Annotated in this window: 14 protein-coding genes; 4 read left to right on the top strand and 10 right to left on the bottom strand. The window is 41.9% G+C overall.

Annotation, left to right across the window (positions count from 1 at the left end):
* Window positions 1-290 precede the first annotated feature (290 nt).
* On the bottom strand, window positions 291-1,520 hold the full coding sequence (locus ACJJI0_RS09905) for a flavin-containing monooxygenase (RefSeq protein WP_444885740.1): 1,230 nt from the start codon (window positions 1,518-1,520) through the stop codon (window positions 291-293).
* A gap of 39 nt (window positions 1,521-1,559) precedes the next feature.
* Here ACJJI0_RS09905 and ACJJI0_RS09900 point away from each other — a divergent pair, with 39 nt between their 5' ends.
* Window positions 1,560-1,706, top strand: coding sequence for a hypothetical protein (locus ACJJI0_RS09900; protein WP_444885739.1), 147 nt, complete (start codon window positions 1,560-1,562; stop codon window positions 1,704-1,706).
* Between the two features lie 716 nt (window positions 1,707-2,422).
* On the top strand, window positions 2,423-2,599 hold the full coding sequence (locus ACJJI0_RS09895) for a transposase (protein WP_444885738.1): 177 nt from the start codon (window positions 2,423-2,425) through the stop codon (window positions 2,597-2,599).
* 165 nt (window positions 2,600-2,764) lie between these two features.
* On the opposite strand, the gene ACJJI0_RS09890 is transcribed toward ACJJI0_RS09895, so the two are convergent.
* The 3 genes from ACJJI0_RS09890 to ACJJI0_RS09880 all read right to left on the bottom strand — a co-directional run bounded on the left by ACJJI0_RS09890 (window position 2,765) and on the right by ACJJI0_RS09880 (window position 4,407).
* Window positions 2,765-3,280, bottom strand: a complete 516-nt coding sequence (locus tag ACJJI0_RS09890) for a DUF1993 domain-containing protein (RefSeq protein WP_444885737.1) — start codon at window positions 3,278-3,280, stop codon at window positions 2,765-2,767.
* Between the two features lie 131 nt (window positions 3,281-3,411).
* Window positions 3,412-3,927, bottom strand: coding sequence for a hypothetical protein (locus tag ACJJI0_RS09885; RefSeq protein ID WP_444885736.1), 516 nt, complete (start codon window positions 3,925-3,927; stop codon window positions 3,412-3,414).
* Between the two features lie 75 nt (window positions 3,928-4,002).
* Window positions 4,003-4,407 carry an ester cyclase gene (locus ACJJI0_RS09880; RefSeq protein WP_444885735.1) on the bottom strand — a complete coding sequence of 135 codons (405 nt, stop codon included), beginning with the start codon at window positions 4,405-4,407 and terminating at the stop codon, window positions 4,003-4,005.
* 379 nt (window positions 4,408-4,786) lie between these two features.
* Between ACJJI0_RS09880 and ACJJI0_RS09875 the strand changes: the two genes are divergently transcribed.
* A complete protein-coding gene (locus ACJJI0_RS09875) occupies window positions 4,787-5,080 on the top strand; it encodes a hypothetical protein (RefSeq protein ID WP_444885734.1) in 294 nt (97 codons plus the stop codon).
* Window positions 5,081-5,325: 245 nt separating this feature from the next.
* Here the strand turns inward: ACJJI0_RS09875 and ACJJI0_RS09870 are convergent, their stop codons facing one another.
* The 5 genes from ACJJI0_RS09870 to ACJJI0_RS09850 form a co-directional block, all read right to left on the bottom strand.
* Window positions 5,326-5,802: a hypothetical protein gene (locus ACJJI0_RS09870; protein ID WP_444885733.1), complete on the bottom strand. Its 477-nt coding sequence runs from the start codon at window positions 5,800-5,802 to the stop codon at window positions 5,326-5,328.
* Window positions 5,803-5,868: 66 nt separating this feature from the next.
* Window positions 5,869-8,154: a DEAD/DEAH box helicase gene (locus ACJJI0_RS09865; protein ID WP_444885732.1), complete on the bottom strand. Its 2,286-nt coding sequence runs from the start codon at window positions 8,152-8,154 to the stop codon at window positions 5,869-5,871.
* Window positions 8,151-8,885, bottom strand: coding sequence for a hypothetical protein (locus tag ACJJI0_RS09860; protein WP_444885731.1), 735 nt, complete (start codon window positions 8,883-8,885; stop codon window positions 8,151-8,153). The genes ACJJI0_RS09865 and ACJJI0_RS09860 overlap by 4 nt, the downstream gene beginning before the upstream one ends.
* A 130-nt stretch (window positions 8,886-9,015) precedes the next feature.
* Window positions 9,016-9,342: a DUF7716 domain-containing protein gene (locus ACJJI0_RS09855; protein WP_444885730.1), complete on the bottom strand. Its 327-nt coding sequence runs from the start codon at window positions 9,340-9,342 to the stop codon at window positions 9,016-9,018.
* 18 nt (window positions 9,343-9,360) lie between these two features.
* A complete protein-coding gene (locus tag ACJJI0_RS09850; protein WP_444885729.1) occupies window positions 9,361-9,771 on the bottom strand; it encodes a hypothetical protein in 411 nt (136 codons plus the stop codon).
* Between the two features lie 1,309 nt (window positions 9,772-11,080).
* Between ACJJI0_RS09850 and csrA the strand changes: the two genes are divergently transcribed.
* Complete coding sequence (gene csrA / locus ACJJI0_RS09845; RefSeq protein ID WP_444885728.1) at window positions 11,081-11,269, top strand: carbon storage regulator CsrA; 189 nt, start codon at window positions 11,081-11,083, stop codon at window positions 11,267-11,269.
* A gap of 151 nt (window positions 11,270-11,420) precedes the next feature.
* Here csrA and ACJJI0_RS09840 read toward each other — a convergent pair whose 3' ends face one another.
* Window positions 11,421-11,831, bottom strand: coding sequence for a DUF6746 family protein (locus ACJJI0_RS09840; protein ID WP_252085007.1), 411 nt, complete (start codon window positions 11,829-11,831; stop codon window positions 11,421-11,423).
* Between the last annotated feature and the right edge of the window lie 98 nt (window positions 11,832-11,929).

Genomic DNA, 11,929 nt, shown 5'->3' with positions numbered 1-11,929 from the left:
TTGGAATCAGGAAAACCCAAGCTATAGGCCGCCACCCGTCACTCCATATAATAGAGCCTTCTAAATGGTTGATAGGACCATAAGTTAAAACAATAAATAGTCCTAAATTGGTCCACACCCACAGCATTACCAGCAGTGCCGTCGAGGCAGGAGACCAACCTATAAAAGGAAGAAAAAAGGATACAACTAATAACCACCTATATGGATAAAGCTTAAGTGCAACCTTTGTATAAAAATCAGTAAATAGTCTCATAGTGTGTACAACAGTCAGCGCCGAGTTGATCGGCTTGTTAGGTGCCAGTAGCACCAGAACCCATTTGGCGCAGGATAGCATCTGCACACTCGAATCCCCATAGGCCAAGGCTCAGTCCCCCATTTACCGAAAGGTCGAACCCAGGGAAGAATAGGGTGGGCTCAACGATGCTACGGCTACGGCCATCGGTCCGAGGCATTAGGCGGGACATCTCGTCATTCCATTCTAGGAATCTTGCAGGCTCCTCGAACAAGTCATCTAAGCCCGGCTCCATTCCAGTAGCAAATACGACCAAATCAAAATCTTCGTGGCCATTTTGGAAGACGGCGCCCCTCTTGCTCAATCGTTGCAGGGGGTTCTCTTTCGCATCAATTACTTTGATCCGTCCCTGCTTTATCGCTTTTACGGTGCCTTGATCCATCCACGCTACTCGGCCGTGCAATGAGATTTGGGTCGCCGGGCCCGAATCCGGCGGATGGATTCCATACTCGCTCATATCGATTGAGAAGGTAGAGAGGAACTTGTCCTTCTTTGCGAGTTTCTCCCGAAACGCTGGGTGAGAGCGCGTATAGGCGTGCGACACTTCAATGTGCTTTGAGGTGAACCCGGTCTTGAGGAACCGCGCAACACGGGCAGCGATTCCCAGGCCTCTCAATGACAACACATGGCGCGGGCCTCGGATGAGCATCTTCACTTCGCGGGCGCCACCCTCAGCGAGATCCAAAGCGATTTCTGCGGCAGAGTTTCCACTTCCGATTACAAGGGTTCGCTTGCCTTTGAAGGGAGTCGCATTGTGATACTGTCGACTATGTATCGCCGTTCCCCCGTATTCGCTTAAGCCGTCAATCTCCGGCCAAATTGGTTTCCGATTGGACGCCGTGGCAACTACCAAAAACCGTGATCGGAATTCCGACTTAGAGCTCCTTATCGACCAGCGCCCGGCGTCCAGAGCAATTGACGAAATCTCCGTGTCTACCACGATATTGCCGAGCAAGTTGTGGCGTGCTGCGTATCGTTCGAAATATTCGATGAGGTCGTCTCTCGGAAGGAACTCAGGGTAGTCGCGGCGAATTCCACCGTCATCGGGCAATTCGTGAAACGGCGTGTGAAGGCGGATCCGGTCATAGTTCCCACGCCAGAACCCTCCGCATCCTTCCCCCTTCTCTACGATGGCCAAGTTGGTGAGACCTGCGCTCTTCAGTCGGGCGGCACAGGAAAGTCCGGCGAATCCGGCTCCAATCACTACTACATCGCGCTCGTTATCCATCGGACGTCTCCAGCTGGTGGTCGAAGCGGGGGAGCATTTATGTCACCTAAACGCCTCAATAACCGGCAGCAGGCTCGGAGCGAAGCGCAATATAAGCTGTCCGGTGCCGCAGGCGCGAAGTTAATTGACTTGTATGGTTCTTCTTGCCCGATTCTGATGTTGAAAATCCTTTTCGCTAACGGGTAAATTGAGACCCACCTTCGGCGGCCACCGAAGGCCTTGTTTGTCACAGTTCGTTGCTGCGCCGGTTCATAAAGACCGTTAACAAGTGTGAACGTGAAAAGCACTCACTAGGCATAACTCGAATAGTCATGTGGGCTTTGAGCCCGAATAGCAAGGTGGAGATGGCTTATCTTACTGGAAGCTAAAGAGATCAATGTCGGTATTTATTCCAGTAGTAAACAACTCGATATTTATGTGAGATCTACTGGCCAATTCTTTAGTGTTAACAATGCCAAAAATGGCATTAAAGACGCCATTAAACAACTACAACCTCTTAAACCTCAGAGCGTATTAATAGAGTCTACTGGAAGGCTCGAATTAGTGTTTGTTTGCACCGCAGATAAAGCAGGATTACCTATTGTCGTTTGCAATCCGTCTCAGATAAGAAGCTTCGATAAATCCGAAGGACGCCTCGCTAAACCGACGGGCTAGATGCAATTGATATTGCACATTCTGGTGAGGCCATGAAGCCGAGGCTGTCGGCGCTAAAACCCGAAAATCTTAGGGAGATCAGTGACTTGCTGGCGGTAAGAAGTCAGTGTTTAGAGATGAGCACAATGCAAAAGAATCGGCTCCTGAGAATGCCGAAATCAGTACTCAAACCTATACAGACCATTCTAAACACCATAAAGAAAGAGCTACAAGGTATCGACAAGTAACTGGATAAACTGGTTAACAGTATGTCTGAGTGGCGGCAAAGGCGCGACCTACTGTTGAGTGCTAAAGGGGGCGGAAATGTATTGGCTTATATTTTGATGAGTGAGCTTCCCGAGGTAGGAAAATTGAACCGTAAAAAAATCGCTGCACTTGGCGGTATCACCCCGGTAAACCGTAATAGTGGCAGCTTCCAGGGTTAGCCCTATATTCGAGGCGGACGACATCGTGTGCGTACAGTCTTATTCTTTTCTATGATGTCGGCAATACAATGCACCCTAAATTAAAACCAATGTATGAGCGCCTAGTCGCTGTTGGTAAACCAAAAAAGATGGCTTAAATAATTGACTAAGGACCATAGTCACTTGTTATGCCACTTTAACCAAGGGAGCTAAATGTGCCATATAGTTTACCTTTCCCAAAGGAACCCCTTTCATCCGCATGATGTTGTAAGCAGAAACCAAATGAAAATAAAAGTTGGGGATTAGAAATTCTTGAATGTAATCCTTCCCCTTTAGCTCAAGATATTGATTTCCATCAAGGTTTATTCGCTTTAGTTCTGACAATTTTGAATCTCTTAGCTCCGAATCTTTAAGTTGAGATTTAGTTCGCTCAATTAGGTTCTTAGCTACAGTTAAGGACTCAATTTTAGGGGATAGATTATCGGATTCCTGATTTTTGCACCAAAGCGAGAAATTGTAAGGCTGATTACATGTGTAGGCGATCTGTGTGCCAAAAGGAAGCATGTCTTCAATTAGTCGAAAATCCAATATGGATTCTGACTCCTCATGGAAGTGCTGTTCAGAAATTTCAAGAATATGACCAAGAGTCGTTAGTCTAGACGAAAATAAATCGACTAAATTCTTAGTTCTTTCCTTTGACATTGTATTACCTCCTTAACAGTGGAAAGTTTTAGTCATAACGCCCCAAGCACTGGCCGGAACGTAGTTGGTTGATTTTGTGCTATTAAAGCACAAAATAAAGCGGCGCAGTGGAGGTCAAGTACATTGCTTTGTCAGTTTTTTGAATCGCAAAATGATAGCTTATTGCGTAAAACCAAATCAATAATCCCATTAGGATCTGAAGAAAGCTCGACGATTGATTGTTTGTTATCGCCGATTGGTATTCGATGACACGGATTAGACTGGATTTGATCGTTTTTCAGATATAGAAAATACAGTTGAACTGAACCCAATTCAACAGGTATCCATGAGTCATTAAATGTAAATCGATCCCCTATTTCAAAAGTACTCTTGATTGAATTCAAAACCAAGAAAGTTGAGTCGATACCTCGATTCAGATCTTGCAATCTCTCCCACGCTGGAGAGTCACGCCACTCAATAGGCTTTGCGTTATATGAGCTAATTTCATGTGTCAGATCTGCGTACGCGATGCGGCCTGAGATTTTCTTAGCAATAACAATGTCAGTGGCATTATTCAAATCAACGCTTAAATTCTTATGATCATATTCAAACGAAATGGCTCGCTGAGAATAAAGGATGATTAATAAGGTTAGATATATAACTTTCATTGATCGAAGCCCGATGAAAACTAACGCCTTGCAGCAGAGGTCGGTGCGTAGCGAAGGACCTGCTGACTGCGACTGTTATATTTCGTTTTTCTTGAGCTGGTTTTCAAGGCTCTTTAAATCACCCAGTACCCATACATCAGAGATTCGATCACCTTCAAAGGTAAACAAAGCACACCCATTCCAAGTTACGTGTTTATGTGATGGTAAAAAGCCCATAAACTCATCTCTATGAAATCCGGTAAAGGACATCTTTGCAAAAACCTTGTCTCCCTCTTCTACGAGATCTTCAATAATGCATTTGTAATCACCCAGCGCTTTGTGAACCATATCGACATATTCAGCGAAACCTTTGTGACCTCGCTTTTCCTGCCCCAATGATCCTCTAAAGGAGAAACTCTTATGCAGGATCGATGGCATTGCTTTCTTATCGTGGGCATCCCAAAGAACCTCATAAAATCTTCGAACTTGATCTTTATGCACTTGTCATCCTCAGAAACATAACGAAGCGGCGTGTAAGCTGTCGGGCGCCAAAGGCGCGTAGTTAATTGACTTGGTACGTCCAACAAGAGCGTGGATTAATGGGGTGAAAGTCCGCTGTAGGAGGATCACCATTTAATGGATTCCATTAAATGCTAACTACTAGCGAATGGCAACTGCAATACCGTGAGGTCTTGTGGGGAGGAAGCCGCTAGCAAAACTATGAGCTGACGAACAGAAACATCATATAAGGCTTAGTCTGGAGACGAGGTGACCAAGGACACCGAAGTCATGTGGCTAATGGGCCGAGCTAATGATGTAGTCGTGTATTGAAAGTTCACGTTCATATCTGGAGAGGTCTGCTTAGCTTGCTGCTGTCTGCGTGACCTTGAAATCATATAGGGCCCAACCCGCTAGCCCGATTCAGGAAGCCCACTTTATAGCCTATGTAGATCTCAAGCCGATCGGTACCATTTCTCAAAATGCGCCCCCTATCCTTGAGCGGCTGGGAATCTCTTCAAAACACTGGCTCTATTTTAATCGGAACTTTGAAAGCCGCTTTAAAGGCCTAGTGGGATCAGCAGAGGCGGTACGGCAAGCCTGTATTCAGCTCAATAAACGCTGGGTACACGGTATAGGTGACTGCCAACGTTTCCTATCTGCAATGCACTACTAATTCCCTCCGAACCTTTCGATACTATTCTTTTCGGTTTGGCCAAAGTCACGCAATTTTCAAACCTAAAGCATAATTTTTCAGTATTTCACTTTGCCCTATACCTGATCAGGAGAAATGGCCGTCAAGGTGGAAGGCCTGTACTTTTTCCTGTGTCATATTTCAATCTGTGGGTGTTCTAGTGTTGTACTCTGCCTACTGTGATGAAAGTATGGCTTAAAAACTTGACGAGCAACCATAGTCACTTGTTAATTATTCCATTCTAAATTCGACTGCATCCAGGTTAAAAGATCTTCGGCTCGCCCGATTTTCTCCAGCTTTAACCAGCGCGATTGCAACGAGGGGTTAGCGAGTTCTGCTACTACAGCCACAGGCTCTTCATCAGTTCCGGACCGAATAACCAACTCACCAGCACTGCAAATTTGAAACAAGGCCTTAGCAAGCGATATATCTAAATCATCATACTCGAATGCAATACCCACCAAAGATTCATTTTCTAGAAAGTTGAGCATTCCTAATCTTAGCATCGTGCCACTTTCTAGTGGCACATAAACATAAGTATCTTCTTCTTCAGAAGTTGCACCTAATTCCAACAAGAACTGCTTGAGGTTACTTTTTGCCGAAGCGGTAATAGGATTATCTACAGGCGCATAGGAAATCTCTTCAGTAAAGGGGTTTACCATCTTGCGTGTTTTGGTTGTCAAATTGATTGTATATAGGTCCATAGAAAATACAGTTGACGCCTAAATCAGGTGCGCCGTAGGCGTCACCTGGATTTACTTGTTATGAGCCTAGCCCGGCAAATACCAATCTACCATTTCTTGAATATATTTTGGCGCATCTGATATGTCAGGTTTGAATGTTATGGTGTCTTCATTAATGAAAAGTATGTATTTTGATATTTCTGTAATATCCTCAGGTGGAAATCCATAACGCATTAGCAATGTATGTACTGTGTTATTTGTACCGAACCGTAATAACTCTATCATTTTATCAGAGCGCTGGTCTGATGTTTGATCTTTATATACTTTAAAAGAAGTAATAAAGGACTCGGTTAGAGAGAATGAAATAACTTGATCGAGATAATCATATGTGTCAAAAACTACCGCGTCATAACTAACATTTTTTGCTAATGTGCCCTTGTCAAAGATTGAATATGTTTGAGTCAATGTACTCTTTGGCAATTTAGCAGCCGGCTGTGAAAACGCAGCATAACCTTGTCTTCCCTCATCTTTTTTTGAAATATAACTATATCGAATGCCGACAATTTCTCTAAAGGATCGCCCTTGAATTACTTGGAGGAAAATTGAAATTGCTTGCCTAAATACTGCAATTTCACCATCATACAAGACTCTATTAATTGAAGCTTCATATATGAATCTAAAGTATTGTTTTAATGACTCTCTTTTGCCTTCATTCTTGGTCCCGTAGAGATTATCCTTTATCGAGTCTCCGTTATAGATAACACTTAATATTGTTTCGCAGTATTTTAATATTTCTGATTCAGATAGGCGTTCAATTTTGGATAAAGGTGCTTGCTTATCATCGTCAAAACTGCCTTCTTTTATTGAATTGATCAATTCCGAAGTGTCAGGATCTTCTATGGTTTCTGGACTGTCGATAATTGATTGTTCATCTAATAAGAATTTCTCATTGACTCTTTGGGAGAGTAGCTGAGGACTTTTTGTGAAAACATACCCAAAGTCAAATTTAGGTTTGTTGGATAGTCGGCCAGCTCTTCCGATTAGGTTTTTAAATGATAACGATCTACTTTGATCGCTATCACCAAGAATTCGCATGTTATCAAGCCATACAATATCAAACGGCATGTTAACACCTTGTGCAAGCGTGCTTGTCGCAAAGCAAATTTTTGCATAACCCTTTCTTATTAAGTCTTCGATAAGAAAACGTACTTCTAGTGGTACTGAACCATGATGAATCACAATGCCTTTACGTAATAGTGCGACCAGTTCAGAGTTATGCTCATCGTTATCAGCGCCCAGAAGGTGTTCAATTATGTTAATTATCTCTTCAGCTTCAACTGAATCTATGCCCTCATAATTATCAATATATTTTCTGAATGGTTCGATAAATTTACCGTTATATATAGATGCTTTTGACACATAGACAAGGACGGAGTGAGTTCCATCAAATGCAAAATCACTGAACTTTTGTTCATGCTCTACACATTTTTTAATCTGGTGTCCGCGTTCAATAAATGGAGAAAAGTGATAATATTTTTTATTTTTATGCTGATATATAAAGATTTTACCTACAGAGCCATGGGTATATGATCTGGAATAGCCGTCTGTTTCAGAAAAGTTATGCTTTTTAAGTTGAGCGTCAGGATTTTCTACAAATGGATGCGCAAAAATTAGTTTTGCTTTATCGAAATGTTGCTTAACCCTTCGCACAAGAACATCGAAAATAACCCCTCTTTCATTTTCTTCAGAAACCTGAGCTTCATCAAAGAAAAATACTTTGATATTTAAATTTAGGTTGCTGGAAAATAGGTCTCTTGCTCGTTCAGGTGTGAGAATAAATATTCTTCGTAGATTCCTAGATTTAAATATATCATCTACAAATGAGGATACCATCACATTTTTGTCACCGTTGAACTTTTGCTTCATTGTGTTGACATACTCTGCGATCAAAGCTCTAGAAGGAACAATTACAACAGCATCGCCATCACCTTCAGCAATAAAATCTCTGATGGAATATGACTTTCCAGCACTTGTTGGTGCGGATATAGAAACCACTTTATATTCATCAACTGCTCTTCTTACACTCGCCTGAACAGGGGTGAGATACTCACCAAACTCTTCCTTGTGTTGTTTTCCAATACCGGACAAAAGGAATGAGTACAAATTGTTTGGTTTAGGTAATTTATAAAAGAGTCCGAGAGAAGTGATGATTTTCTCTTCATGTTCCTGAAACTTATCTCTGTGGAACTTTTTATAATAAGCTATCTTTTCTAATACTTCAGGGCTTACAGGGCCTTCTTTATGAAGAATATCTAATAGTTCAGAAATACCATTGATTGGTTCAATGTTTTCTGCAATATCGGTTATGCTCATTTACTTACCCCAACCAAATATACTGCTTTTATGCTATCTGAACTCAATTTACTTTTAGCTGAATTAATAGCATTCTTTAAAACTTCAAGTGGGTCGGATGTATTTATTGAGAATGACGCGACAATACCAAAACTATCATTATTCAGGTTTTCAACAGCTGCGTCTGAAGCCAATTCTCTTAAGTGAACAAAATCCCTTAGATGTTTTTCATCATCTATAAAACCTTTTGATTGATTTATTGCATTACCATGGGGGTTTGCACTTCCTGAATATTTTGCTTCTCCAAAATTTATAAACATGTCAGAACAAACTGTATGAAAATCAAAACCCTCATTTTGTTTAATCTGGGGCTTCCAGAGTTCTGCTATGGGCAAAATCACATGACTAAATATTTTCTCAAGTGCTTTAGTAGATCCAATTGAAACCATGACTTCACCAAACTCACTCCCCACATCAGAAGGTGTGGTGGTAGATTCAAATATCTCAATTAGTGCAGAAGCAGTTTCTTGAACTGTTCTATCGTATGCTCTCTTGCTACCTACATCTAAATTCGTCATCCAAGAAGTATCAAGTACTTTTTTAGCTAGTGCTTCAGATATTATCTTTATGTCGTTTACTACTACATGACATACCTTGATTTTTCCAATCGATGTGTCTGTTTCTATCTCAAAGTAGTCACATCCCCAATCAGTATCAGAATATTGACTTCCATATCTAGGTTTATCTGTCATAAAAAATTTACTTCAAATGTGTTGAATATTAACTCGGATGTTGAGGTTTGGTAGCTCATAACGCCTGCCGCACAGGCGAGCAACTTGTTGCGAGTCCAGCGCACGAAGTGCGCGATTGTGCCGGCACTTGTTAACTGTTGATGCAAATAAATGCATCGTTCTCATGGTAAAAATTAATTGCAGCAACCAGCTCCTCTATAGATTCAATAGGTGATTGTGATTGCAAGTTGTCTTTAATCCCCTGGAGATCCTGAATGCCAAGATAGTACTGATATTGCCTTTCAATCGCATACAGAGGCTCATCTTTAGAATCTCTCTCGATCTCATCATCGTCACTTAACACCAATGCCATTGACTCTAAAGAACTAATGCCGCCACTAGAGAGGTAAAGCTGATGATCCCAAGGTAGCTCATCTAAGCTTTTTAATATTTCTATCAGTGAGGTTTCTAATATCATGACTTTATAGTTAACGCCTCAATGTGCGGCGAGCGTTAGCGAGTCCAGCCCAAGCTTGCTTGGGCGATACACCATTGACTTGTTATGAGTGATTCCTAGCACCAACTCGAATTGCTTATAGTTTTGTATTTGATAAAGACCTACTGATGCAGATTTAGCTAATGGCATTAACCATCCACCACGATACAGCCAACGCCCAGAATCATTGCCACCAGATATATCTATTTTAAAGCCCTTTGACCAATCCATTCGTATCTTTTTGTCAGACGCAACCTTGGTTTGCCACAATGAGTAAAAGGCTTCAATATCTTTTGGCTGAGTTAGCTCATTTATTTTTTTGAACTCACCATCAAAAACTGTAACGGACTTATTCTCTGCGAATGCCGCGCTACAAAAAAAAGTCAGTGACAGAAATAGTATGTTCTTCATTAAATTACTCATAACAGCTATATAGTAATCATTCTGACCACTATTATCCTGATTGTTATCTTAGAATCAATTTCTACGCCGAAGCCTAAATTTTTATTTAAAACCATAGACTTAAAGCATCTTGATACGTCCGTGCAAACTGGAAAAGCGATCACTTTGACTACTATCCCAATTTTAACGCTAGTCCGTAATTCCTGATTTCATTATTGTTTTTGGGTTTATCTTCTTGTTCTTCAATATCACGGTCAATATGATCGTAAATCCCTAAGCTAGCACTCGCTAACTTTTACAGGCTGGTATTAGTTGGGGAGTGGTTAAGGTATCCAGGGTTCCTCTGAATCACTCTGTAACATCTCTGCGGATCTTGAAGGCTAAAGATGTTAGACGCAGTTCGCCGCGAATGGACGTAGCCCTTTGCAAGCGTTGCAACGCAGCAGATGTGGCCTTCAAGGATTGGCCTGAGGGCTTCCATAACGATTCATACACCGTGTTGAGACTTCTTCTAAGGTCTAGTCATTCCTGTGAAGCTGCGCTCTTATTGAAACCACTCTGCAAGTAGAGGCATCACTGGGTTGTTTAGAGGCTCCTAAATTGCGCAGTAATTTTCTAAAAGTCTGCAAGTTACTTTGGTCTATGGAGAGATCTTTTCTGTAGAGATATGGAGTACGTATTAAGTCGAAGCATTGATGATCTATTGTTGTTTGAACTCCGGCATGGGAGCGGTGGGTATATTAATCTAAATGGCCATTTTTATATGCAACCGAAATTTTCAATGCGTGAGTAACAAAAAATATAGGCACAAAAATAATCTTATTAGATTTTATTAGGATTGTTTTAGTGTCAAAGCCACGTAAAATCGATAGATATTTTTTGATATTTTGCCGTGCTTAAGGAGCCACCTGAAGGCAACAGTCAAAGCGGCTCAGTTCAAGAGAATCGGAAGAATCAAGAGACCTAAGATTTTCTAAAAAATCAACCTCTCAAAGGAGAACGGTAGCGTGAAGTAAGAAATAGTAAAAGGCGCTGACCCAAGGTGCTGGAACACCTGGGGCCAGCTAACCAAATTGATAGATAAAGTATCAAGATGGCTATATGCATAGTACGCTAGAAACCCGCTCGTCTTCAATAAAGTGGAGCACAATCAGCGGCTTGGAGAGATTCCCCAAGCCCTGGGGGCGCTGCGTCTGCCTTTTCTTTTTCTACGCCTACCGTTCTCGCGCACCTCCTCGCAGTTACTCAAAACATTTCTATTCAAGCTTTTCCATTGTGGAAGGTCTATCCATGGTTTGAGTATCAGTAGGAAACAAATATGTTGATCTTAAAGCGCCGCACAGGCGAGAACTTACGGATTGGAGTGAATGTCTCAATCACCGTATTGGAAGTTAAGGGCAATCAGGTAAAGGTAGGCATACTTGCTCCCAAATCCCTGCCCGTACACCGCGAGGAGATTTATAGGCGGATCAAAAAGGAAGGAAATATAGGCAGTGGAAATCGTTGAGAATCTGATCGGGATTGTGGCGCTTAGCCCTGAATGGGTTTGTTGCCATTGAAGGGCTAACTAATGATAGTTAGCCCTTTAATTTTCAATCGAACCAGACGAGCCTTTCGCTGCGACTAGAGCCGCTGTTTAAGCTCAGGAATAAGCTTTATTAGTGATGCTTAAACCCAGCGGCAAATTTGTCTGCTAATTTAAAGTATTCCTTTAGGTCCTTACGGGTCTTTTCTGTGCGGTTGTTCTCGGAGTTAAGATGGATATTCTCCACAACAACGGCAATTTCTTTTGCCAGCTCTTGCTTGTCACCCTTTAGGTTCTCAGCGAAAAACTCAACACTTTTCTCAAGCGTGTAGGTGATGACATGTATCTGGTGAAGCTCAGCAGCGTCAAGCTTTTGCTTGCTCTTAATTTCTGCGGTTTTCTCAACGAAAATCTTCTTGGCATCTTTCATCGAAGTAACATCCGCTACTTTAAGGTGCTGAATGGGCTTTTCTCCAGAAGCATCGCTAGCTTGCGCTGTGGTAGCAAAAGTAACCGCAAAAAGTAGTGCAATTAAAATTCTCATCTTTCCTCTCTGACGCCCAAACTTTAAGGGTTGGTAAGGCATTGATCGGGCGAGGTGAATGCCTAACATTTTTCAGTGGCCATTTTGCTCACTTTGAT

Source organism: Microbulbifer mixtoriginis (SeqCode) (assembly GCF_052466695.1).
Note: the sequence above shows the minus strand (reverse complement) of the source record. Positions and strands in the feature narration are given on the sequence as shown.